The following is a 23,781-nucleotide window of genomic DNA, read 5'->3' as shown; positions in this document are numbered from 1 at the left end:
CGGATGCCGGAGCACCCGCGGGCCTTCGAGAACCGGAGAACCTACTCGGTGACCGGGATCGATGCCGACTTCAGGGCGTCGACCGTGGAGGTCTGCGCGTCCTTCAGCGCATCGGCGAGGGTGCCACTGCCGCTGACCGCACCCTTGAAACCGTCGGAGACGTCGGCGTAGGTCTGCGTCATGGTCGGGCCCCACACGAAGTCCGGCGACACCTGCGTGGCCGCCTCGGCGAACACGTCGTAGATCTTCTGTCCGCCGTAGAAGTCGACGCCGTCGGCGTAGACCGGCAGCTTCAGGCCGGCGGTGGTGGCCGGGTAGAGGTTCGCGGCCTCGGCGAGAGCGGTGAGCGCCTCCTCGGAGGTGTTCAGCCACAGCGCGAACTTCGTCGCCTCGTAGACGTGCTCGCTTCCCTTGAGGACCGCGGTCGACGATCCGCCCCAGTTTCCGGCGACGGAGTCACCCGCGCTCCACTGCGGGAGCGGCGCGACGGCCCAGTTGCCGGCCGTGTCGGGGGCACCGCTCGAGATGGAGTTCGCGCCCCAGACGGCGGAGTTCCAGGTCCAGACCTCGCCCGAGTTGTAGGCGTTGTTCCACTCGTCGGTCCAGGCCGGGACGGTGGCGACGAGGTCGTCGTCGAGCAGACCCTGCCAGTAGTCGGCGACCGAGACGGACTGCTCGCCGTCGAGCGAGACGGTCCAGCCGGCGTCATCGCTCGAGAACCACTGCCCGCCGTCCTGCCACACGAAGCCGGCGAACTGGTTGATGTCGGACTGCGAGAAGTTGGTGATGTAGCCGCCCAGCGCGCGGATCTGCACCGCGGCCTCGCGGTACTCGTCCCACGTGGTGGGGATCGGGATGTCGTTCTGCTCGAACAGGTCGGCGCGGTAGAACAGCGCCATCGGGCCGATGTCCTGCGGGATGCCGTAGACGCCCTCGGTGCCGAGCGTCACCTGCCCCCAGGCCCAGTCGACGAAGTCGCCCTCCGCGGCCACGACGTCTTCGCAGGCGCTGAGGTCTTCGATGCCGTCCTGCACGAGGAAGTTCGGCAGGGCGTCGTACTCGATCTGACCGAGGTCGGGAGCGTCGCCCGCCTGGAGCTGGTTGAAGAAGTTCTGGTACGTGCCGCCGTTCCCGTTGGGGCCGGTCTGCACCTTCACCTGGATCTCGGGGTTCTCGTCGTTCCAGATCTTCACCACGTCTTCGATCCCGGGGATCCACGACGTGAACTCGAGCGTGACGTCGCCGTCCGCCGGGGTGCAGGCGGCGGCGTCGCCCCCTGTCGAGGTGTCTCCGCCACCGGCGGAGCATCCCGTGAGCACGAGCGCCGCGATGGCGATCGCGCCGGCTGCCTTCTTCTTCGAATGCTGCATTTCTGACCTTTCTCGGGTGGTGCATCGCCGGACGGGCCATCCGCCCGGCAACCTGCTCACTTCAGGGCGCCGGCGCCCAGACCGTTGCGCCAGAAGCGCTGGAGCAGGAGGAACGTGACGATGAGGGGGATGACCGACAGCAGGGCGCCGATCAGCACGAGGCCGCGCAGTTCGGGGAGCTGGTTCAACTGGTTGTTCCAGTTGTAGAGGCCGTAGACGACGGGGAAGAGCTCTTCGCTGCGCAGCATGATCATCGGCAGGAAGAAGTTGTTCCAAATCGCGACGAACTGGAAGAGGAACATCGTCACCAGCGCCGGGGTCATCAGGCGGATGCTGACGGTGAAGAACGTGCGGATCTCCCCCGCACCGTCGAGACGGCTCGCCTCGAGCAGTTCGTCCGGCACCGACGACGCCGCGAAGATGCGTGCGAGGTACACGCCGAAGGGGCTCACGATCGAGGGCAGGAAGACCGACCAGAAGGTGTTCGTGAGGTTCGCCTGGCTGAAGATGAGGAACAGCGGCAGGGCGAGCGCCGTCGCGGGCACGAGCACACCGCCGAGCACGATGTCGAAGAGCGCGTTGCGCCCCGGGAAGCGGTACTTCGCGAGCGCGTACCCGGCCATCGCCGCGAGCAGCGTCGCGATCGCGCCGCCGAGCGCGGCGTACAGCACCGAGTTCAGCATCCACTTCAGGTAGACGCCGTCGCGGTAGGCGAACAGCTCGACGATGTTGTCGAAGAACTTCACGTCGGCGAACCACAGCGGGGCCGTCGTGAGGATGTCGCTGTTGTCCTTGCTCGCCGCGACCAGCAGCCACCACAGCGGCAGCAGGAAGTACACGGTGAACACGGCCATGATGAGCATCGCGGCACCGCGCGAGATGCCCGATTCGCGTGCGGCGCGTCCGGTCGAGCGGCGCGCCCCGATGATCGTCGCGGTGGTCATGCGTTCTGCTCCTTGCGCTGCATGTACTTCATGAATCCGAACGAGAGCACGAAGGTCGTCACCGCGAGCACGACCGAGAAGGCCGCCGCGAGGTTCGTGTTCGGGATGGATGCCGTCGCGAACACGGTCATGTTCGGAGTGAACGTGCTGGTGACCGCCGAGCTGAACGAGCGGAAGACCTGCGGCTCGGCGAGCAGCTGCAGCGTGCCGATGATCGAGAAGATCGCGGTCATGACGATCGCCGGTCGCACGAGCGGGATCTTGATCGACCAGGCGATGCGCCACTGCCCGGCGCCGTCGAGGCGGGCCGCTTCGTACAGCTCGGTCGGGATCGACAGCAGCGACGAGTAGATGATGAGCATGTTGTAGCCGACGTAGACCCAGGTGACGACGTTGGCGATCGACCAGAGCACCAGATCGGCGCCGAGGAAGTCGATGTTCTTGGTGATCGCGGTGAAGGGCGACAGGTTGGGCGAGAACAGCGAACCCCACATGATCGCGGCGATCACGCCGGGAACCGCGTAGGGCACGAAGAACGCGAGCCGGAAGAAGCGCTTGCCCTTGACCAGCGGCGAGTCGAGCAGCAGCGCGAAGAGCAGCGCGAGGCCGAGCATGATCGGCACCTGCACGACGCCGAAGAGCAGCATCCGCCCCATCGAGTTCCAGAAGGCCGAGTCCTGGAAGACCTGCACGTACTGGGCGAAGCCGCCGAAGACGAGCTCGGCCTTGCCGAAGGTGCCCTCGCGGCGCACGACCAGCAGCGACTGCCAGAACGCGTAGGCGATGGGGGCGACGTAGAACAGCGCGAACAGCACGCCGAACGGCAGGAACAGGAAGGCGATCGCGCCCTTGTGCGGGATGCGGGATCGACGCCGACCCGGCGCCGCGCCGGTCTTCGCCGGCGCTCTGAGCGTGGTGGTCATACATCCTCCTTGATGATGCGGACCGCCCCGGCGGGGACGGTGATGATGCCGGTGGCGGCGGAGCCGGTGAGGAGCTCGGTGCCGGTCGCTGCGACCTCGACGAGGTCTGCGCCGTGGTTGATGATGAAGCGGTAGGCGGCATCCGCTCCGACGCGGCGCACCACGTCGACGTCGGGTCCGGCTCCGGGTGCCGCGGCGATGCCCGCCGCGTCGGCGAGCCGCGCGACGAGCGCGCGGTACGCCTCGGGCGACGGCTGGGTCGCGAGGTACCAGGCCTCGCCCGCGCCCTGCGCCCGGCGCGTGATCACGGGGTGACCGGCGGAGGGCCCGTCGACGAAGGAGGCGATGGCCTCGGCATCCGTCGTGCGCAGCCGCTCGCTCCATACGGATGCCGTCGAGCCGTCGCTCAGCGCGACGCTCTGCCCCGGCACGAGCGGCGCGAACTCCTCGGAGCGGATGCCGAGCAGCTCGCGGAACGCGCCGGGGTAGCCGCCGGTGCGCACGCGATCCTCGGCGTCGACGATGCCGCTGTAGAAGGTGACGAGCACGGTCGCTCCGCGCTCGACGGCGCGGGCGATGACGGCCGCCTCCTCGTCGCGCACGAGGTGCAGGGCCGGCACGACGATCAGGCGGTAGTCGTCGAGGTCGGTGCCGGGGCGCACGACGTCGGCGACGATCCCGGCATCCGCCAGGGCGGTGTGCGCGGCGTGCACCTGGTCGAGGTAGCGCACCTCTTCGCTCGGGCGCCCCTCGTTCTCGACGGCCCACCAGTTCTCCCACGAGAACAGCACCGCGGCGTCGGCGACGACGCGGGTGCCGGCGACCTCGCCGAGGCTCTCGAGCATGCGGCCCAGTTCGACGGTTCCGCGCCACAGGTCGCTGTCGGTGCCGGCGTGCGGCAGCAGCGCCGAGTGGTACTTCTCGGCGCCCTGGGTCGACGCGCGCCACTGGAAGAAGCAGATGCCGTCGGCGCCGCGGGCGACATGCGAGGCGACGTTGCGGGTGAGCTCGCCCGGGGCCTTGGCGAGGTTGACGGGCTGCCAGTTGACGGCGCTGGTCGAGGTCTCCATGAGCAGCCAGGGGTCGCCTTCGGCGAGGCCGCGGGTGAGGTCGGCGGCGAACGAGAGCTCCTGGCGCGGGTTCTCGAGGCGACGGTCGAGATAGTGGTCGTTGGCGACGAGGTCCATGTCGGCGGTCCACGACCAGTAGTCGAGGGCGCGGATGTGCGCGGTGACCATGAAGTTCGTCGTCACGGGGATGTCGCTGTGCGCGCGGATGATCTCGGCCTCGGCGCGGTAGAGCGCGAGCTGCTCGTCGGAGCTGAAGCGCTGGAAGTCGAGCACCTGGCCCGGGTTGCGCAGCGAGAGCACCTGCGCGGGAACCTGCACCTCGTCGAACGAGCCGTAGCGCTGGCTCCAGAAGCTGGTGCCCCAGGCGGTGTTCAGCGCGGCGATGTCATCGGCGTAGCGGTCGCGCAGCCAGGTGCGGAAGGCGCCGGTGCTGGTCTCGCAGTAGCAGAGGGCGTTGTGGCATCCGAGCTCGTTCGAGACGTGCCAGAGGGTGACGGCGGGGTGCGAGCCGTACCGCTCGACGACGCGGCGCGTGACCTCGGCCGCGTAGGCGCGGAAGACGGGGCTGCTCGGGCAGTAGGCCTGACGGCCACCCTGGTGGAAGACGGTGCCGTCGATGCCCTCGGGCAGGATCTCGGGGTGCTTGGTCGTGAGCCACGGGGGCGGGGAGGCCGTGCCGGTGCCGAGATCGACGCGGATGCCGGCGGCGTGCAGCTGCGCGATGATCTCGTCGAGGCCGGAGAAGTCCCAGCGGCCCTCGCCCGGGTTGATCGTCGACCATCCGAAGATGTTGATCGCCACGAGTCCGACGCCCGCTTCGCGCATGAGGCGGATGTCTTCGGGCCAGACGCTGCGGTCCCACTGCTCCGGGTTGTAGTCGCATCCGAAGACGAGACCCTCCCCCTCGGACAGAGAGGAGATGAGGGTGGGCGCGGCGGCGGGCATTCGGTTTCGCTCCTTTGCGGAAGAGATGTGTGCACGTGCACAGTTCGATTCACGAAAAGAACGGGACGATTTTCTGTGAACGTGCACACATCGTCACATGTCCGCCCGCTCGACGTCAAGTCCACTCGCTAGGCTGAGCATCATGAGCTCCTCGACGCGCCGCCGCAGCACCGTGCACGACGTCGCGCGCGTGGCCGGCGTCTCGCGCGGAACCGTCAGCCGCGTGCTCAACGGCGGCTACGTCTCGGACTCCTCCCGCACCGCGATCGAAGAGGCCATCCGCGAGGTCGGCTACGTGCCCAACACCGCCGCGCGCAACCTCGTGCGTCAGCGCACGCAGGCCATCGCGTTCATCGTGCACGAGCCGCACGCGCTGTTCCTCGAAGACCCCAACATCGGGGCGATCATGCTCGGCACCAACGAGACGCTCTCCGAGGCCGACTACCAGATGGTGTGCCTGGTGGTCGACTCCGACCGCGACACCGAACGCGTCGCCCGGTACCTGAACGGCGGCTTCGTCGACGGCGCGGTGATCGTCTCCGCCCGCGCGCAAGACCCCATCACGAAGGCCGTCATGCGCCTCGACCTGCCCGTCGCCTACGTCGGGCACCCGCCCGACGTCGATGCGGCCTGGGTCGGCGTCGACAACCACGGAGCCGCCCGCGCGATCACGTCTCGGCTGCACGCGACCGGACGCCGCCGCATCGGCATGATCGCCGCAGCGCTGGACCGCGACTCGGGTGCCGATCGCCTCGCCGGGTTCACCGAGGCGCTCGGCGCCGACTTCGACCCCGCACTCGTCGAACCCGTGCCGCTGTACTCCTACGCCGACGGTGCCGCGGCCATGACCCGCCTGCTCGAGCGCGCACCCGACATCGACGGCGTGTTCGCCGCATCGGATGCCGTCGCCGCCGGCGCGATCTGGGCGCTGCGCGAGGCCGGTCGCCGCGTTCCCGAAGACGTCGGCATCGTCGGCTTCGACAACAGCACCTGGGCAATGCGCACCACTCCCCTGCTCTCGACGGTCGACCAGCCCGCCGAGGGACTCGGTGCGGCGGCCGCGGCATCCGTGCTCGCGCAGCTGCGCGACGACGAACCCGCCGCCCGCACCGGCATCATGCTCGACACCCCGGTCGTCTGGCGCGACTCCGCCTGACGCCCTTCGTCTCGTCGCTTCGCTCCGGTTCCTGAGCGAGCACAACGAGACGAAGGGCGCTCAGGAACCGACGAAGGGTCTACGAACGCGACGCCTCCTCGGCGCCGCGGCCCCAGCGGAACGGCGAGACCGTCGGGTCGCCGGCGATCCAGAAGCGCCAGGGGAAGGCATCCGTCCCGGCGATCCCGGCGACGCCCACCCGCGGGCCCGACGCCACCTCGACCGGCTCGTCGCTCAGCCACAGCTCGGCGCGCGCTCCGTGCCACTCCGCGCCCGTGACCGCGTCGATACCGTCGTGGAGCGGATGCTTCAGCCCCACCGCCTGCCCGAACCGCCCGGGCCCGCGCGCGAGATCCCGCAGCACCCGCGGCGTCAGCGCCGTGTCGATACCGCGGCGGTGCGCGGCGGCATCCGCTCCCCCGACGATCTCCCCGGCGCGCAGCAGCACACCACCGGCGACGCCCTCCGGTCCGCACACGACGTTGACGCACGAGTGGATGCCGTGGCTCAGGTACACGTAAAGATGCCCGGGCTCGCCCCACATCGTGGCGTTGCGGGCGGTGCGCCCCATGCGGGCGTGGGAGCCGGGATCGGCGAACTCCCCCGTGCCCTGCCCGTGGTAGGCCTCGACCTCGGTGAGGCGCATCCGCACCTCGACGGCCGGCTCACCGGGCACCGCGACGACCGTGCGCAGCTCGGCGCCCAGCAGTCGCGGGGCGACGTCGACCGGCAGACCGCTCAGCTCGTCGCGGGTCGCCCGGTGCAGAGCGCCGACCATGTCAGAAGCGCGGGGCCGTCTGGCACCACGAGGCGTCGAAGCCGGTGAGAGCCACCATCTCGTCGCCCGTGCGCAGGTCGATGAGGTGCGTCTCCATCTTCTTCGGCAGCGGGAGCAGCATCTCGTCGTAGGGGTTGTCGGTCATGTTCGGGGCGATCACCACCGCGGCGTACTGGCCACTGGGCGAGGCGCAGGCCTGCAGGATCGAATCCGTCGAGGGAACCTCGATCAGCGGGCTCGCCGTGCCGTCGTCGTCGACCTTCACGACCGCCTGGCCGGTCGGGATGCCGAGGTCGTTGCGTTGCACGACGTGCCGCAGCGTGCCGCCGGGGAACGGGGTGATGGTCGAGGCGATGCCGTAGTCGGGGTTCGAGGCGGCGAGCGGCTGCTCCGATCCGTCGGCCAGATTGAGTTCGACGACCGTGCCGTCGAGGCGCTCGACGATCGCGGTGTAGGTGCCGCGGCTGATGCCCTGGATGTTCGCGGCCAGACCGAGCGACTGCACGCCGGCATCGCTCGAGCGGTCGACGAGCGACAGCGCGCCGTCGAAGTCGATGAACAGCACTGCGGCGCTGTCGGGCACGAACTGCCACGCGAAGATGCTGGCCTCGGTGTCGCCGACCTCGATGACCTGCGGCTCGGAGTCCTTGTCGTTCAGCGACTGGGTCACGAGCACGCTCGCGCGGCCCTCGGTGTCGCTGAGCTCGCGGTCGGAGTAGCTGTAGCCGACGAGTCCGCCGCGCTCCGACACCTGGATCGATCCGACGTAGCCCTCGCCGGGCAGCGGCAGCTCGCGCTGGTTGCCGCCGTCGTGGTCCATCACGAGGATGTGCGAGCCGTCGTCCTCCTCGACCGTCACGACCAACTGCGACGAGGTCGCGCGGAAGTCGTTGATCTTGTCGGCGGCGAACACCGGCACGCCGTTCTCGCCGGTGAGGTCGGTCTGGAAGATCTTGTCTTCCTTGTCGCTGCGGTTGAGCAGGAAGATGCTCGAGGGCGGCGTGGTGAACGTCGTCGTCAGGTCGTTCTTCGGCCCGCCCGATGCGCCGGTCGCGTCGGCGACCGTGACGGTGTACTCCGTCTCGTCGTCGAGCGGCACGGTGAAGCGGATGCCGATGCCCCGGCCCGCGGCATCCACCGTGAACGGCACCGACGGTTCGACCGTCACCTGCGCGGGGTCGATCGCCGCGAGCGACTGGTTGGCCGTGAGGATGAGCCGACTGCCCGAGGCGTCGATCGCATGCGCCGGGTCGACCTGGACCTCGGTGATACGCGGACCCTGCGTGAGGCTCACGACGCCGAGGCCGGCGCCCACCAGCACCAGGATGCCGAGCACCGCGGCGAGCGCGATCCCGAACCGGCGCGAGCGCTTCGGGGTGGCCTCGGATGCTGAACGCCCTCCGTCGGTTCCTGAGCGAGGAGCGGAGCGACGAGACGAAGGACGCTGCGCTCGCTCAGGAACCGGAGCGGAGCGAGGAGACGAAGGGTCTCCCTCCGACGAGGGACTCGGCTCGAAAGATGCTCGGCGCGCGGGCCCTTCGTCTCGCTCCGCTCGCTCAGGAACCGGAGGTTCAGGGACCTCCGCAGGCGCCTCGAAACCGGGGTCCTGAGCTTGTCGAAGGGCCCCGCCCCGAGACTCCTCCTCGGCCGCCTCCGCCGCCGCGGCGGCCTCGCGGGCGGCGCGCATCTCGGCGCGCGTGCGCGGGACGGCGGAGCCTTCGGGCCGCTCGTCGTCAGTACTCATACGGGTCTCCCGGCTCGTCGATCGCGACGACCTCGGTGGGGACGATGCTCAGCTTGCCGTCGGCATCCGTCTTCACCGTTCCCGTGACCTCGACCCACTGTCCGGTGTCGTAGGCGCTCGCGTCGACGTCGACCGGCAGCGTCGCCGGCTGCGCGTCGATCACGCAGTGCGTGATGACCATGCGGGTGAGGTTGACCTCGCCGTCCTTCACCGCGTCGGGGGTGACGAACCCGACCAGCGAGACGGATGCCCCGTCGTAGGCCGCCGTGTTCGTCGCCGTCGCGAAGACGCTGGCCCAGTCCCCCACCCCGAAGGTGGAGGTGTCGGCGATGCCGAGCGTGACGTCGTCGGAGCCGGCGAAGAGCGCCGTCTGCTCGCCGACGCGCGACATCGCGAGTTCGACCGAGAGCGACGCCGGCGGCAACACGAGGGCCGCCGCGACGACGCCCGTCGCGAGGATGCCACCGGTCACCGCTCCGGCGGCGGCGAGGGCGCGGCGCGGGGTGGGAGCGGCATCCGAGTCGTCGTGCGCGGTGCCGTGATCGTGACCGTGATCGGCCTCTTCGCCCAGCGGAAGGGTGCACGACCAGATCGCACCCAGCAGGGTCACGACCGCCGCGGCGCACGCGAACCACACCGACTCGGGGCTGATGTAGAGGGTGAGGCGGCCCGTGAAGCCGAGGCCGAGCGTGACGATCGACACGAAGGTCGCGAGCCCGATGCCCAGCCACCGCGTGCCGAGGGCGCGCAGACGAGAGCGCGAGGGGGCGTGCGTGTGCTCAGCGGTCGTGTTCTCAGAGGTCGTGTTCTCAGACAAGGACGTTCACCCCGATCCCGATCGCGAAGGCCGAGGCGACCACGACGCCGACGATGCCGAGCAGCGTGCGCGCCGTGAAGGTCGTGCGCATGAGTGCGAGCATCTTCACGTCGACGAGCGGTCCGACGAGCAGGAAGGCGACGAGGGCTCCCGACGAGAACGTCGAGGCGAACGACAGCGCGAAGAACGCGTCGACGTTCGAGCAGATCGCGACCGTCATCGCGAGCGCCATCATGGCGACGATCGACAGCACCGGGTTCGCGCCGATTGCGAGCAGCATGTCGCGCGGGATGAGCACCTGCACGGCTCCGGCGAGGGCCGAGCCGATCACGAGTGCGGGCATCACCGCGCGCAGCTCGATGAGGAACTGCGTCAGGCTGCGCTTGACCGGGGTGCCGTGCTCGTGGGTGACGCGGTCGCACGTGTCGATGAAGCGCTGCGTGAGCATCGCGTCGGGCGAGGGGTGGCGGCTGTAGATCCAGCCGATGAGGTTCGCGATCAGGTAGCCGCCGACGAGACGGGCGACGAGGATGCCGCCGTCCCACCCGAACGCCGCGTGCGTGGTGAGGATCACGATCGGGTTGACGATCGGCGCCGCGATGAGGAAGGTCATCGCCTCGGCCGGCGCGAGCCCGCGCATCATGAGTCCGCGGGCGAAGGGCACGTTGCCGCACTCGCAGACCGGGATCAGCATGCCCAGCAGCGACAGCACCGCTCGGCGGGCCCACGCGCGCTTCGGCAGCCAGCGGTGGATGACGTCGGCCGGCAGCCACACCTGCACGACGATCGACAGCAGCACGCCGAGGATCACGAACGGCAGGGCTTCGATCAGCACGCTGAGCGCGAGGGTCAGTCCGTCCTGCGCGCGGGTGGGCAGCGAGGCCGGGAACAGCTGAGGCAGGAACGCGTCGACCAGGAACAGCGCCGCGATGATGACGGCGCCCAGGATCAGGCCGATCCACGCCGAGCGCGGCGACCGCGTCGAGCCGTGGGCGTGCGCGTGGCGCTGCGGGGCGAGCAGAGTCACGCGGTCGCGGCCCTCTCGGCGTCGCGTTTGTTGGTGCAGGGGGCGCACAGTCCGAAGATGTCGACGACGTGCGCGGCATCCGTGAATCCGTGCAGTGCGGCCGTGCGGTGCGCCCACTGCTCGACGTCCTTGGCCTCGATCTCGACCGTGAGTCCGCAGTTGCGGCAGATCAGGTGGTGATGATGGCCCTGCGTGGTGCAGGCGCGGTAGAGCGCCTCGCCCTCGGGGCTCTGCAGCGAGTCGGCGTCGCCGGAGGCGGCGAGACCCGCGAGCGCGCGGTACACGGTGGCCAGGCCGATGCCCGTGTTGTCGTCGCGCAGCGAGGCGTGCAGGTTCTGCGCGCTCACGAAACCGCGCGCGTCGGCGAGTGCTTCGCGCACGCGTTCGCGCTGCCAGGTGTTCCGCTGAGCCATACCGACGATTCTAGGCGTCGGGGATCGGCGAGGGCTGGGAGTCGCTCACGTCAGACCCGCACCCGCCGCACGCGGGCCCGGGCCTTCTGCACCACCCAGCACACGACGTAGATCGTGAACGACAGGGTGGTGATGTACGGGCTGACGGGCAGGGTGCCGGCCAGGGCGAGCAGGATGCCGCCCACCGCCGAGACGAAGCCGAACAGGGCGGCGAGCAGTGGCACGGCCACCGGCCCGGCGGTCACGCGCATCGCGGCGGCGGCGGGGGTGACGAGCAGCGCCATCACGAGCAGCGCACCGATGATGTGCACGCTGACGGCGACGATGAGGCCGAGCAGCACCATGAACAGCAGGCTCACGGCACGGGTGGGCACACCGCGGGCGGCCGCCGACTCGGGGTCGAGCGAGTCGAAGCGCAGCGGGTTCCACATGATGAGCAGCCCGAGCAGCACCACCAGGCTGATGCCCATGAGCCAGCCGAGGTCGGGGCTCGACACCGAGACGATCTGCCCGGTGAGCAGGCTGAACCGGTTGGCGCTGCGGCCGTCGTAGAGCGAGAGGAACAGGATGCCGAGGCCGAGGCCGAACGGCATGAGGACACCCACGATCGAGTTGCGGTCCCGGGCCTTCGCGCCGAGGACGCCGATCAGTATCGCCGCGACGAGGGCTCCGCCGAGCGACCCGAACACGACGCTGCCACCGAACAGCAGCGCGGCCGCGGCGCCCGCGAACGACAGCTCGCTCACCCCGTGCACGGCGAAGGCGAGGTCGCGCTGCATCACGAAGACGCCGATGAGTCCGCCGACGATGCCGAGCACGGCCCCCGCGATGATCGAGTTCGAGAGCAGGGCCACGAGCTCGCCGTAGTCCTGGAACGAGAAGACGTCGCTCCAGTCGACCAGGGGCCTCATGCTGCTCCTCCGCGCGCGTGCTCGTGGTCGCCGTGATCGTGGTGGGGCTCGGCATCCGGAACGCCCACGACCACCAGCCGGTCGCCGGCGCGGAGCACGAACACCGGGGTGCCGTAGAGGTCGGTGAGCACGCGCGTCTGCAGCACCTCGTCGGGGGTGCCGAGCAGGAAGCGCCCGCCGGCGATGTAGAGGATGCGGTCGACCTTGCCGAGGATGGGGTTGATGTCGTGGGTGACGAACATCACGGCCGCCTCGCGCTCGCGGCGCTGCCGGTCGATGATGTCGGTCACGGCGACCTGATTGGCGAGGTCGAGGTTCGAGAGCGGCTCGTCGCACAGCAGCAGTGCCGGCTCGTCGGCGAGTGCCTGACCGACCCGCAGCCGCTGCTGCTCACCGCCGGAGAGGAGTCCGACGCGGCGATCCGCGAAGTGCGCGGCCCCGACCGACTCGAGCAGGCGGTCGACCTTCGCACGGTCGCCGCGGTGCGGCACCGGGAACCCGAAGCGACTGCCGTGCACACCCAGGGCGACGAGGTCGCGGGCCCGCATGCTCGTGTCGGGGGCGAGCGAGCGCTGCTGCGGGATGTAGCCGATGCGCGAGTTCCCACGGTGCACGGGCTCACCCGCGACGCGGATGGTTCCCGACGACAGCGGCTGCAGACCGAGGATGCTGCGCAGAAGGGTGGTCTTGCCCGAACCCGAAGGGCCCAGCACGGCGATGAACTCGCCGGGCTGGACCGTCAGATCGAGTCCCGACCAGAGTTCGCGGTCTCCACGGTGGAGCGAAGCATCCGCGATCTCGAGGACGGGGCGCCGACTCACGACTGGGTCGCGGCGGCGAGGCTCTGGATCGCGTCACTCATCCACTCAGAGTACGACGATCCGTCCTCGAGCAGCTCCGTGAAGGCGATCACGGGGATGCCCGCGGCCTTCGCGGCGTCCTCGACGCGCTGCGTCTCGGAACCACCGGTCTGCGCGTTGGTGAGGAGGGCGGTGACCTCGCCGCTCTCGATCACGTCGAGCGCCTGCAGCAGAACGGCGGGGGCGACATCGGTGCCCTCCTCGACCGACTCGGCGAAGCCCTCGGGGGTGACATCGGTGAATCCGGCGGCCGCGGCGAGGTAGCCGGGCAGCGGCTCGGTGATGAAGACGTCGACGTTCGAGGCATCCGCCTTGATGGACGCGAGGTCGGCTTCGAAGCCCTCGAGCTCCGCCGTGAGCTCCGCCGCGTTCGCGGCGAACTCGTCGGCGCCGTCGGGGTCGAGCTCGGAGAGCTCGTCGGAGATCGCCTCGACGACGTGGATCATCGTGTGCGGGTCGAACCACACGTGCTCGTTGAAGCCCTCGATGTGGTCGTGACCCTCGTGGCCCTCTTCGCCCTCGGCGTGCTCGTGGTCGTGCTCCTCCTCGGCGGGCGCCTCGGTCGCTGCGTCGTCGGCGGCATGGTCCTCGTCGGCATGGTCGTCGTGAGCCTCGTTGCCGGGGTAGTCGTGCGAGTACTCGACGGCCGTGACGACGTGGGGGTCGTTCGCGTCCTGCAGGAGCGTGTCGATGAACGCGTCGTATCCGCCCCCGTTCTCGATCACGAGGTCGGCCTTCTGCACCGTGAGGCGGTCGCGGGCGGTGGCCTCGTAGGAGTGCGGGTCCTGCGAAGCGGAGGTGATGATCGACTCGACGTCGATACGGTCGCCGCCGATCGTCGAGGCGATGTCGCCGTAGACGTTGGTGCTCGCGACGACCGTGATGGTGCCGTCGTCGCTCGCGCCCTCTCCCGCAGCGGCGGTGGAGCATCCGGCCAGCGTCAGGGCGGCGACGGATGCGAGGGCGAGAACGATCACGGGCTTCTTCATGCTCTCACTCTAAACGCTAATGAGAACCATTATCAAATCGGCGTCCGCAGACGTGCTTCCTCCCCGCCGTCGAGACCCATCACTCGCGTCGAGACCCACCACCCGCGACGTGCGGGGTGATGGGTCTCGACGGCGGTGATGGGTCTCGACGCGGCCGGACGGGTGTCAGGCGAGCAGTGCCGCCGGGGCGATCCAGACCGTGGCCTCGCCGGGAAGCGACGAGCCCTCGAGCGGGATGCTCGTGAGCACGACGTCTGCGGCATCCGCTCCCAGATCGAACGGTTCGGTGCCGAAGTTCGTGACGATCTGCCATCCGTTCGGACGCGCGAAGCGCAGCACGTCGGCGCGACCGGTCTCGACCCACTCCAGCGTCTCACCCGTCTGCAGCGGATGCCGCAGGCGCAGCGCCTCACGGTACAGCGACAGCGTCGACGCCGGATCGGATGCCTCGGCATCCACCGCGTGATCGGCGAACCACTCCGGCTGGGGCAGGTGCGCGGCGGCCGCCCCGAACCCGAACGAGACGCCGTCGGCGCTCCACGGCAGCGGCACGCGGCATCCGTCCCGACCCAGTCCGTCGAACTCCGCCCCGCGGAAGAACGCCGGGTCCTGTCGCTGCTCGGGCGAGATCTCGGCGACCTCGTGCAACCCGAGTTCCTCGCCCTGATACAGGTAGGCGCTGCCGGGCAGGCCGAAGAGCAGCAGTGACGCGGCCGTCGCGCAACGCAGACCGCGCTCGCGATCGAGCAGCTCGGGCGGGCCGCCGGCCGCGACCCACTCCGTGCCCTGCTTCACCGCACGACCCTGCAGCGGCGCGAGGCCGTAACGGGTGGCGTGGCGGGTGACGTCGTGATTCGAGAGCACCCACGTCGTCGACGACCCGCTCTGCCGGGCCTGCGCGAGGTTCTCGTCGACGATCTCGCGGAACTGCGCGGCGTCGAAATCGGCCTCGAGCAGGTCGAAGTTGAACGCCTGCCCGAGCCCCTCGGCGGAGGCGTAACGGGCGCGGCGTTCGGGTGTATCGACCCATGCCTCGGCGACCGCGGTGCGCGGCGGGTCGTACGAGTTGAAGACCTGCCGCCACTCCGCGTAGATCTCGTGCACGTCGTCGCGGTCGATCAGCGGGTGCGAGCCCGAGGATCGGTCCATCGCGTCGAGCTCGGCGCGCGAGGGCAGCGGCTCGCTGAGGTCCTTGGTGAGCATGTGCGCGACGTCGATGCGGAAGCCGTCGACCCCGCGGTCCGACCAGAAGCGCAGGGTCTTCAGGAAGTCCGCACGCACCTCCGGGTGATCCCAGTTGAAGTCGGGCTGCTCGGTGGCGAAGTTGTGGAAGTACCACTGGCCGTCCTCGACCCGCTCCCACGCCGACCCGCCGAACACCGAGACCCAGTCGGTGGGCGGCTCGGCGCCGTCGGGCCCCGTGCCCTCGCGGAAGATGTACCGCTCGCGCGCGGCCGAACCTCGGCCCGCGGCGAGCGCCTCCTGGAACCACGCGTGCTGATCCGACGAGTGGTTCGGCACGATGTCGACGATGACGTGGATGCCGCGGGCGTGCAGCGCCTCGACCATCGCGTCGAAGTCGGCGAGGGTGCCCAGTCGCGGGTCGACGTCGCGGTAGTCGGCGACGTCGTAGCCGCCGTCGGCGAGCTCGGACGGGTAGAACGGGCTCAGCCAGACCGCATCGATGCCGAGCGCCGACAGGTAGTCGACGCGCGACAGGATGCCGGGGATGTCGCCGAGCCCGTCGCCGTTGGCGTCGGCGAAGCTGCGGGGGTAGATCTGGTAGACGGCGGCCTGCCGCCACCACGCTGCCGTCTTGTCGTCTTCGCGGGTCTCGGTGAGAAGCGAATCGGTCATATCGGGGAGTGCTCCTTCGTTTCGTGCGGTGGTTCTCGTGTCAGCCCTTGACGGCGCCCTGCGTGACGCCCTCCATGACGAAGCGCTGCGTGAACAGGTAGGCCAGGATCGCCGGGGCCATCGCCATCAGGTACGAGGCGAACGACACGTTGTAGTTGTTGCTGAACTGGGTCTGGAACAGGTTCTGCCGCACCGGCAGCGTCTGCAGCGCCGGGTCGGAGATGATGAGCGACGGCATCATGAAGTCGTTCCAGGCGTAGAGGAAGGCGAAGATGCCGACCGTGGCGCTCATGGGCGCGAGCAGCGGGAAGATCAGCTTCCAGAAGGTCTGCCACGTGGTGGCGCCGTCGATGCGCGCGCTCTCCTCGAGCTCGATCGGGATCGACCGCAGGAACGCCGTGAACAGCAGCACGCTGAAGCTCAGCTGGAACATCGTCGCGAGGATGATCACGCCGAACGGGTTGTCGAGCCCGAAGCGACCGGTGAGCTGGATCTGCGGCAGGGCGACGACCGGGAACGGGATGAACATCGCCGCGAGCAGGTAGAAGAACGAGTAACGGAAGAGGCGGCGGTCCCAGTTGCGCACGATCGCGTACGAGGCGAACGCCGCGAGCACGATCGTGGCGATCACGGTGCCCGCCGTGACGAGCAGGGAGATGCCCGCGCCGACCGGGAACTTCGTGAGGTTCCACGCCTCGACGAACCCGTCGATGCTGAACGGCGCCGGCAGCGAGAACGCGTTGCCGTCGACCGCCTGACCCGTGGTCTTGAACGCCATCGAGAGGGTGACGTACAGCGGGAGGAGAACGGTGACCGCGCACAGGATCAGGATGATCGTGCCCGACCAGTTGACCCGTTCCATGCGCACGCGGGGCTTCTTGCCCGCGACCTGTGTGGTGATCGTCTGCGTCGACATCAGAGTGCGTTCCTTCCGCGCGTCAGCGACAGCTGGAGGAGGGAGATGAGCACGGCGACGATGAAGAAGATGGTCGCGTTGGCCATCTGATAGGCGTAGTCGCCGCCGTTGAAGCCCGCGATGATCGTCATCGCGACGCTGCGGGTGGAGGTTCCGGGGCCGCCGTTGGTGAGTCCGACGATGATGTCGTAGGCGTTCAGGAAGCCCTTGAACCCGAGGATGACGTTGATCACGACGTAGCCCATCACGAGCGGGAGCGTGATGCGGGTGAGCTGCTGCGTCTTGCTCGCGCCGTCGATGCTCGCCGCCTCGTAGACCTCGCCGGGCACCGAGAGCAGGCCGGCGATGTAGATCAGCAGCGTGCCGGGCACGGCCTGCCACGCGGTGACGATGACGATCGCCACCCAGGCCAGGTCGGGGTTGGCGAGCAGGCTCGTCTGCAGCCACGGGATGCCGGTGGCCGCCCCCGCGGCGGGGATCGAGTTCGAGAACAGGAAGTTGAAGACGTACGCGATGATGATGCCCGAGATCACCATCGGGATCACGAAGATCGTGCGGAGCCCCGTCTTGAAGCGGATGCGGGAGGTGAGCCCGACCGCGAGCAGGAACGCGACCACGTTGACCACGATGACCGTGGCGATCGAGAACCCGAACGTGAAGAGGTAGCTCTGCAGGATCGCCGGGTCGCTGAACACGGCGATGTAGTTCGTGAAGCCGTTGAAGCTCCACTCGCCGATGCCGATCGAGTCGGTGAAGCTGAAGAAGATGCCCATCACCCCCGGCACCGTGATCGCGAGGGTGAAGATCACGAGCGTCGGCAGCAGGAACAGGTAGTAGATCGGCTCGACCCGGCGGGTGCGAGGACGGATGCCGCGCTTGCCGCCCGTGATGACCGCCGTGGTGTCGGTCGGAATCGTCGGAGTGATGGTCATGATGCCGGCTCCTCTGCCGAGGCGTTGTCCTGAGTCGACGGGATCGGGGCGCGGAACGCGATGCGCGCCCAGTCCGCGTCCATGGTGCGCAGCGTGTTCTGCGTCGAAGCGCCCAGCACCATCGCCTGCGCGTAGTTGAAGATCGGCAGGGTCTTGGGCACGAGCACCGAGGGGCCCTGGTAGATCTTGCCCTCGTCGTAGTACTCGATCATCCCCTCGATGCGCGGGTCGTCGGGGGCCGGGGCATCCGTCGTCGGGGTGAAGCCGAGCTGCGAGGCGTTGTACTCCTCGATGTTCTCGGGCTGATACAGGAACTCGAGGAAGTCACGGGCGGCCTCCTGGTGGCGCGACCCCTCGGGGATCATCGCCGCGAGGTCCATGTTGACGCGCACCTCGAGGTCGTCCGGGTCATCGGTCATCGGCAGCGGGAACGTTCCGAGCTGCAGGTCGGGTGCGGTCTTCGCGATCTCGCTGAACGCCCACGGCCCCTGCAGGTACATGGCCGCCTCGCCCTTCGCGAAGGCGAGATTGCCGTCGCCGTACGCCCTGCTCGCGGCATCCGCGTTGGTGTAGTTCTCGGCGAGCTGCATCATGCGATCCATGGGCTCGGCGAAGTCCTTCTCGAACGAGACCGGGGCGTCGGGCCCGACCTCGGTGCCTTCTTCGGCGAGCGCGTCGAAGAAGTCGATCACGTCGACCGATCCGCCGGCGGTGTAGTCGTACCAGCCCTGACCGACGGTCCAGTCGTCCTTGAAGGTGCCGTAGAACGGGTCGATGCCCGCGGCCTTGAGCTGATCGCAGACGGCGATGAGCTCGTCCCAGGTGGTCGGGACCTCGAGGCCCTGGGCCTCGAAGATCTCCTTGTTGTAGATGACGGATGCCGCCATCACCGAATACGGCAGGGCGCTCGTGCGACCCTCGCAGGAGCCGTACTGGTCCATGAGCGGCTGGAGGTCGTCGCGGATGGTGGCCGCGGCGTCGGTGCCGGAGAGATCGGTGAGCGCGCAGCGCTGCACGAACCGAGCGATCTCGTAGTTGTAGTTGCCGAGCATGATGTCGGGCGGGTTGCCGCGCACGAAGCTGGCCGAGACGACGTCGACGCCGGAGGTGTCGATCTCGACCTTCACGTCGTCCTGCGAGGCGTTGTACTCGGCGACGCGTTCGGTCATGAACTCGATCGCTTCGCGCTTGCTGAAGGTGAAGCGGATGGTCTCCGCTCCCGAGCCGGCTGCGCAGCTCGTGAGGGCGGCACCGATCAGTGTGAGGCCGAGGCCCCCGGCGATCAGCCGCAACGCGCGTGTTCGTTCTCCAGACACCGTCGTCCTTCCGGTTTTTAGATCCGATAACTAAATCTAATGAGCGAATTTACTCCGCTGGAAGGTACTCTCTCATTCAGACGACAGGAAGGCAAGAGCGTGGCAGACATCACCGCGGGGCTCGGCACGGGGCGTGCCAGCGTCGGCGCCGTGCTCGACTTCGCCTGGAGTGCGGGCGAGTTCACCGCCACCGACGTCATGGCCGCGACCTCGCTGACCCGCTCCACGGCCATCGATGCGATCGACACGCTCGTCGGCGCCGACGTACTGCGCGAACTGCCGAACGCCCGCGTGGCCGGCAGCTATCGCTCCGGCCGACCCGCCCGGCGCTTCGCCCTCTCCCCCGACCTCGGCGTCGTCGTCGGGATCGACGCGGGCGACACGCACCTCTCCGTCACCGTCGCCGACCTGCTCGACCGGAATCTCGTGCACCATCGCGTCGAGGTGTCGCAGACGCAGCCCGCCGCCGATCGTCGCGCGCTGATCATCGAACGCCTGGGCGCCGCTCTCGACGAGGCCGGAGTGACGCGGGAACAGGTGCTGGCCGTCTGCGCCGGCGTCGCCGCCCCCGTCGATCGCAACGGCATCTCTCCCCCGCACCCCGACGGCTTCTGGGAGCGCACGAACCCCGGGCTCGCCGAGGCGCTGCGCGGCTGGGCGCCGGTCGTGCACGTCAAGAACGACGCACAGCTCGCGGCGATCGCCGAGGGCGCGGTCGGCGGGGCGATCGGATGCCGCGACTACGTCGCCCTGATCGCGAGCGAACGCTACGGCGGCGGCGTGGTCGTCGACGGGCACGTGCTGCACGGCGCCCACGGCGGCGTCGGCGAGGGCGTCGTGTTCGACCACATCATGGGCGTCGGCTCGGCCGTCGGCCTCCCCTACTCGGTGCAGGATGCGGCACGGGATGCCGTCGCCTCGGGCACCGTGGCGCCGTCGTCGGCGTTGGGGCGGCTCGTGGCGGAAGAGCGCATCGACCCGCGCCTCGTGCTCACGCTCGCCGCGTCGGGCGACCCCGATGCCCTGCTCGTCACCGAGCACGTCGGCGCCGTCGTCGCCCGCATCGTCGGCGTGCTCGGCAGCATGTACGACCCGGCTCGCGTGATCGTCTGCGGCGCCGTGGCCGAGAGCATCGAACCCGTGCTCGAGGTCGCCCGCCGCCTGCTGCCCGCGGAGCTGCACCTTCCCGCGCCCCTCGTGCTCGCCTCCGAGCTCGGCGCCGAGGTCGTGTCGGTCGGCGCCGTCGCGACCGCCCGCCGTGCGGCGCGCGAGAGCTCGGTGCCGCTTCTCGCTGAGCAGCGGCTGTCGGTGCTCGCGTAGCGCCGCGGCATCCGTTTCCGCCCGTGAGGAGTCACGACATGCCGCAGGCGTATGCCGACCCGCGACGCGTCGTGACCCCTCACGCGGCGGCGGCCCAGCCACGCCGATCGCCGTCGACGATCGAGCTGCTCCTCGACGCCGCCGCCGAAGACGCGGTGCGAGCCGAGTGGGACGCTCTCGCCGCGCTCGGTCTGTCGAGCCTCGCCGGACACACCTCGGCGAGCAATCGACCGCACATCACCCTGGCCGCTCGGACGGAGCTGCCCCCGCTCGACGCGGGCGTCTTCACGGACCTCCCTGCGCTCCCGATCACGCTCGGCGCCCCGGTGCTCTTCGGCACCGGCGAGCGCCGCGTGCTCGTCCGCAGCATCCTGCCCACCGCAGAACTGCAGCGTTTTCACGCGGCGATCCACACCGCGATCGGTCCGGGAGAGGATGCCCCGCACACCGCCCCGGGCGAGTGGACCCCGCACGTCACCCTCGCCCGCCGACTGCGCCTCGCCGATCTCGAGACCGCGCTCGGCTGCATCGGTGGCGATGTTCACAGCCGCGCTACGAGCGTGCGGCGCTGGGACCCCGCCACCGGAACGACCACCACGCTCGCGACGCTGCCGCAGGGCTAGGGACGATCGGCTCGGCTACGCCCCGTCCGCCTTGTCGCTGCGATCCGCCGCCGCCAGGATGGTTCCATGAGACGCGTGCTGGTAGGACTTCTGGCCGGCGGCGTCCTGCTCCTCACCGGCTGCGGAATGAATCAGTCCGCCGCTGACGAGGTCGTGCCCGGCCTTCCCGACGGCTGGAGCGGGCCGCAACCCGATCTCATCACCGCAGAGCCCGTCGCGGGATGGGTCGACGGCGAGGATTCCTTCGGGATCGTGACATTCGGCAGCTCGAGCTGCCCCCTCGTCGCGGCCTCGGTGTCGGCTGACGACCCCGGCACGGTCACGGTCGATTTCCGGTACTCGTCGAACAACCCGTGCACGGCCGACATGGCGATGACCACGCACGTCTTCACGCTCCCCGAGAACGTCACTCAGCGCCCTGTGGCCGTCGCCTTCGTCCTCGACGGCACAACCGTGCGCATGGACCTACCGGGCTGAGCCGGGGTCGGTGACGACGCGAGGCCCCCCGTCGTCACCGGGGCGACCTGTCAGTCGACGAGCAGCGCGGGCTCCTCGAGCACCGATGCGACATCGGCGACGAAGCGGCTCATGGCGTCGCCGTCGACCACGCGGTGATCGAACGAACCGGCCACCGTCGTCACCCAGCGGGGGCGCACCTCGCCGTCGACGACCCACGGCTTCTGGCTGATCGTGCCCATGGCGACGATGCCGGCCTCGCCGGGGTTGATGATCGGGGTGCCGGCATCCATCCCGAACACGCCGATGTTGGTGATCGTGATGGTGCCGCCCTGCTGGTCGGCGGGCGAGGTCTTGCCCTCGCGGGCCGTGAGGGTGAGGCGGTTGAGGGCGCGGGCGAGGTCCTTCATGCCGAGGTCCTGCGCGTCCTTGATGTTCGGCACGAGCAGGCCGCGGGGTGTGGCCGCGGCGATGCCGAGGTTCACGTAGTGGCGCACCGCGATCTCGGCCCCGTTCTCGGTCTCGACCCATGCGGCGTTGATCATGGGCGTGCGACGCGCGGCCCAGATCACGGCGCGGGCCATGATCAGCAGCGGCGAGACCTTGATGTCGGCGTACTCGGGCGCGGCCTTCAGGCGCTTGACGAGCTCCATCGTGCGCGAGGCGTCGACCTCTTTCCACACGGTGACGTGCGGGGCCGAGTACGCGCTCTGCACCATCGCCGAGGAGGTCGCCTTGCGCACGCCCTTCACCGGGATCGACTCGGTGCGCTCGGCATCCGACGCCGACACGGATGCCGCGACCGGCGCAACACCGCGGGCGAGACCCACCGGGGCGTTCTGCGGTGCAGGCACGGTCTCCTCGCGCACGGCACCCCACTCCGGGGTCTCGATGTTGCGGAACACGCTCGCCTGCGAGGCGAGCTTCATGACGTCGTCACGGGTGACCTCGCCGTCGGCGCCGCTCGGGGCGACCGTGGTGAGGTCGACGCCGAGGTCGCGGGCGAGCTTGCGGATCGGAGGCTTCGCGATGACGCCCACCGACGAGCGCACCGGGCGCTCGGCGGGGCGCTTGCGACGCGAGGTCGCTCCTCCCCCACTGCCGTAGCCGACGAGAACGGATCCGCCGCCCTCGTCCGCGGCGGGCGCGGCAGCTGCCGGGGCCGGAGCGGCCGGAGCCGCGGCATCCGCCTGCACGAAGGTGATGATCGGGGTGCCGACCTCGACCGTGGCGCCCTCGGCGACGAGCAGCTCGCCGACCGTTCCGGCATGGGGCGAGGGCAGCTCGACGAGCGACTTGGCCGTCTCGATCTCGCAGATGACGTCGTTGATCGCGACCGTGTCGCCGGGCGCGACCTTCCACGTGACGATCTCGGCCTCGGTGAGGCCCTCGCCGACATCAGGAAGGGTGAAGTTCTGCGTGCTCATCTGCGGTCCTTTCGGAACGTCTCAGTAGGCGAGTGAACGGTCGACGGCCTCGAGGATGCGGTCGGCATCCGGGAGGTAGGCGCCCTCGAGCTTGGCGGGCGGGAACGGGGTGTCGAAGCCCGACACCCGCAGCACCGGTGCCTCGAGAGCGTAGAACGCGCGCTCCATGACGGTCGCGGCGACCTCGCTGCCGATGCTGCCGAAGCCCTGGGCCTCCTGCGCGTAGACCATGCGTCCGGTCTTGCGCACCGAGTCGAGGATCGGCGCGTAGTCGATCGGCGAGATCGAGCGCAGATCGACGACCTCGCAGCTCGTGCCCTCCGACTCGGCCAGCGCAGCCGCCTGCAGCAGCGTCGTGACCATCGCGCCGTGTCCGACGAGGGTGACGTCGGAGCCCGCGCGCACGACACGCGAGGAGTGCAGTGGGGCGGCGGATGCCTCGAGCTCGACCTCGCCCTTGGGCCAGTAACGGCTCTTGGGCTCCATGAAGATCACGGGATCGTTCGAGGCGATCGCCTCCTGGATCATCCAATAGGCGTCGTTCGGCGTCGAGGGCGACACGACCCGCAGGCCCGGGGTGTGCGCGAAGTACGCCTCGGGGCTCTCCTGGTGGTGCTCGACCGCGCCGATGTGCCCGCCGTAGGGGATGCGGATCACGATCGGCATGCTCAACGAGCCCTCGTGACGATTGGTGAGTTTGGCGAGCTGCGTGGTGATCTGGTCGAAGGCCGGGAACACGAAGCCGTCGAACTGGATCTCGACCACCGGGCGGAACCCGGCCATGGCGAGTCCGATCGCGGTGCCGACGATGCCCGACTCGGCGAGCGGGGTGTCGAGCACGCGCTTGTCGCCGAAGTCGCGCTGCAGGTGCTCGGTCACGCGGAACACACCGCCGAGCTTGCCGATGTCCTCACCCATGAGCAGGACCTTGGCGTCGTCTTCCATGGCCTTGCGCAGACCGGCGTTCAGAGCCTTGCTGAACGGCAT

General features: G+C 69.5%; 22 protein-coding genes. 4 read left to right on the top strand and 18 right to left on the bottom strand.

Annotation, left to right across the window (positions count from 1 at the left end; translation table 11 throughout):
• Positions 1-41: 41 nt before the first annotated feature.
• Genes ACI2JZ_RS07835 through ACI2JZ_RS07820 form a run of 4 tightly spaced genes read right to left on the bottom strand, consistent with a single transcriptional unit; the run spans position 42 to position 5,252 of the window.
• Positions 42-1,370 (bottom strand): ABC transporter substrate-binding protein, encoded by a 1,329-nt coding sequence (locus tag ACI2JZ_RS07835; protein WP_247624221.1) that lies wholly within the window; start codon positions 1,368-1,370, stop codon positions 42-44.
• A gap of 56 nt (positions 1,371-1,426) precedes the next feature.
• Entirely contained in the window at positions 1,427-2,314 is an 888-nt protein-coding gene (locus ACI2JZ_RS07830) for a carbohydrate ABC transporter permease (RefSeq protein ID WP_247624220.1), read from the bottom strand.
• Entirely contained in the window at positions 2,311-3,237 is a 927-nt protein-coding gene (locus tag ACI2JZ_RS07825; protein ID WP_404597115.1) for a carbohydrate ABC transporter permease, read from the bottom strand. The genes ACI2JZ_RS07830 and ACI2JZ_RS07825 overlap by 4 nt, the downstream gene beginning before the upstream one ends.
• Complete coding sequence (locus ACI2JZ_RS07820) at positions 3,234-5,252, bottom strand: beta-galactosidase (RefSeq protein ID WP_404597114.1); 2,019 nt, start codon at positions 5,250-5,252, stop codon at positions 3,234-3,236. Before ACI2JZ_RS07820 ends, ACI2JZ_RS07825 begins: the two co-directional genes overlap by 4 nt.
• A 142-nt stretch (positions 5,253-5,394) precedes the next feature.
• Between ACI2JZ_RS07820 and ACI2JZ_RS07815 the strand changes: the two genes are divergently transcribed.
• Complete coding sequence (locus ACI2JZ_RS07815; protein WP_247624217.1) at positions 5,395-6,408, top strand: LacI family DNA-binding transcriptional regulator; 1,014 nt, start codon at positions 5,395-5,397, stop codon at positions 6,406-6,408.
• 79 nt (positions 6,409-6,487) lie between these two features.
• Here the strand turns inward: ACI2JZ_RS07815 and ACI2JZ_RS07810 are convergent, their stop codons facing one another.
• The 12 genes from ACI2JZ_RS07810 to ACI2JZ_RS07755 form a co-directional block, all read right to left on the bottom strand.
• Complete coding sequence (locus ACI2JZ_RS07810) at positions 6,488-7,186, bottom strand: DNA-3-methyladenine glycosylase (protein ID WP_404597113.1); 699 nt, start codon at positions 7,184-7,186, stop codon at positions 6,488-6,490.
• A gap of 1 nt (position 7,187) precedes the next feature.
• Positions 7,188-8,522, bottom strand: a complete 1,335-nt coding sequence (locus tag ACI2JZ_RS07805) for a hypothetical protein (protein ID WP_404597112.1) — start codon at positions 8,520-8,522, stop codon at positions 7,188-7,190.
• Between the two features lie 397 nt (positions 8,523-8,919).
• Complete coding sequence (locus ACI2JZ_RS07800; protein WP_404597111.1) at positions 8,920-9,747, bottom strand: TIGR03943 family putative permease subunit; 828 nt, start codon at positions 9,745-9,747, stop codon at positions 8,920-8,922.
• Positions 9,740-10,774 carry a permease gene (locus tag ACI2JZ_RS07795; protein WP_372491572.1) on the bottom strand — a complete coding sequence of 345 codons (1,035 nt, stop codon included), beginning with the start codon at positions 10,772-10,774 and terminating at the stop codon, positions 9,740-9,742. Before ACI2JZ_RS07795 ends, ACI2JZ_RS07800 begins: the two co-directional genes overlap by 8 nt.
• Positions 10,771-11,187 (bottom strand): Fur family transcriptional regulator, encoded by a 417-nt coding sequence (locus ACI2JZ_RS07790; RefSeq protein WP_247624213.1) that lies wholly within the window; start codon positions 11,185-11,187, stop codon positions 10,771-10,773. Before ACI2JZ_RS07790 ends, ACI2JZ_RS07795 begins: the two co-directional genes overlap by 4 nt.
• A gap of 50 nt (positions 11,188-11,237) precedes the next feature.
• Positions 11,238-12,098, bottom strand: a complete 861-nt coding sequence (locus ACI2JZ_RS07785; RefSeq protein WP_247633555.1) for a metal ABC transporter permease — start codon at positions 12,096-12,098, stop codon at positions 11,238-11,240.
• The gene (locus ACI2JZ_RS07780) at positions 12,095-12,919 is read right to left on the bottom strand and encodes a metal ABC transporter ATP-binding protein (protein ID WP_404597110.1); all 825 of its coding nucleotides are present in this window, start codon (positions 12,917-12,919) and stop codon (positions 12,095-12,097) included. The genes ACI2JZ_RS07785 and ACI2JZ_RS07780 overlap by 4 nt, the downstream gene beginning before the upstream one ends.
• Positions 12,916-13,947: a metal ABC transporter solute-binding protein, Zn/Mn family gene (locus ACI2JZ_RS07775; protein WP_336641506.1), complete on the bottom strand. Its 1,032-nt coding sequence runs from the start codon at positions 13,945-13,947 to the stop codon at positions 12,916-12,918. The genes ACI2JZ_RS07780 and ACI2JZ_RS07775 overlap by 4 nt, the downstream gene beginning before the upstream one ends.
• Before the next feature lie 165 nt (positions 13,948-14,112).
• The gene (locus ACI2JZ_RS07770; protein WP_404597109.1) at positions 14,113-15,804 is read right to left on the bottom strand and encodes a glycoside hydrolase family 13 protein; all 1,692 of its coding nucleotides are present in this window, start codon (positions 15,802-15,804) and stop codon (positions 14,113-14,115) included.
• A gap of 40 nt (positions 15,805-15,844) precedes the next feature.
• Positions 15,845-16,720 carry a carbohydrate ABC transporter permease gene (locus ACI2JZ_RS07765; protein WP_247633552.1) on the bottom strand — a complete coding sequence of 292 codons (876 nt, stop codon included), beginning with the start codon at positions 16,718-16,720 and terminating at the stop codon, positions 15,845-15,847.
• Positions 16,720-17,652, bottom strand: a complete 933-nt coding sequence (locus tag ACI2JZ_RS07760) for a carbohydrate ABC transporter permease (protein ID WP_404597108.1) — start codon at positions 17,650-17,652, stop codon at positions 16,720-16,722. The genes ACI2JZ_RS07765 and ACI2JZ_RS07760 overlap by 1 nt, the downstream gene beginning before the upstream one ends.
• Positions 17,649-18,968, bottom strand: coding sequence for an ABC transporter substrate-binding protein (locus ACI2JZ_RS07755; RefSeq protein WP_247624206.1), 1,320 nt, complete (start codon positions 18,966-18,968; stop codon positions 17,649-17,651). The genes ACI2JZ_RS07760 and ACI2JZ_RS07755 overlap by 4 nt, the downstream gene beginning before the upstream one ends.
• Positions 18,969-19,067: 99 nt before the next feature.
• Here ACI2JZ_RS07755 and ACI2JZ_RS07750 point away from each other — a divergent pair, with 99 nt between their 5' ends.
• From ACI2JZ_RS07750 to ACI2JZ_RS07740, 3 genes are all read left to right on the top strand, one after another.
• Positions 19,068-20,288 carry an ROK family protein gene (locus ACI2JZ_RS07750; RefSeq protein ID WP_404597107.1) on the top strand — a complete coding sequence of 407 codons (1,221 nt, stop codon included), beginning with the start codon at positions 19,068-19,070 and terminating at the stop codon, positions 20,286-20,288.
• 38 nt (positions 20,289-20,326) lie between these two features.
• Complete coding sequence (locus tag ACI2JZ_RS07745; RefSeq protein ID WP_404597106.1) at positions 20,327-20,911, top strand: 2'-5' RNA ligase family protein; 585 nt, start codon at positions 20,327-20,329, stop codon at positions 20,909-20,911.
• Positions 20,912-20,977: 66 nt separating this feature from the next.
• The gene (locus ACI2JZ_RS07740; protein ID WP_404597105.1) at positions 20,978-21,388 is read left to right on the top strand and encodes a hypothetical protein; all 411 of its coding nucleotides are present in this window, start codon (positions 20,978-20,980) and stop codon (positions 21,386-21,388) included.
• 50 nt (positions 21,389-21,438) lie between these two features.
• Here the strand turns inward: ACI2JZ_RS07740 and ACI2JZ_RS07735 are convergent, their stop codons facing one another.
• Positions 21,439-22,794 carry a dihydrolipoamide acetyltransferase family protein gene (locus tag ACI2JZ_RS07735; protein WP_404597104.1) on the bottom strand — a complete coding sequence of 452 codons (1,356 nt, stop codon included), beginning with the start codon at positions 22,792-22,794 and terminating at the stop codon, positions 21,439-21,441.
• A gap of 21 nt (positions 22,795-22,815) precedes the next feature.
• Positions 22,816-23,781, bottom strand: a complete 966-nt coding sequence (locus ACI2JZ_RS07730) for an alpha-ketoacid dehydrogenase subunit beta (protein WP_247624756.1) — start codon at positions 23,779-23,781, stop codon at positions 22,816-22,818.

Source organism: Microbacterium sp. NPDC087868 (assembly GCF_044900755.1).
Classification (GTDB): Bacteria; Actinomycetota; Actinomycetes; order Actinomycetales; family Microbacteriaceae; genus Microbacterium; species Microbacterium galbinum.
Note: the sequence above shows the minus strand (reverse complement) of the source record. Positions and strands in the feature narration are given on the sequence as shown.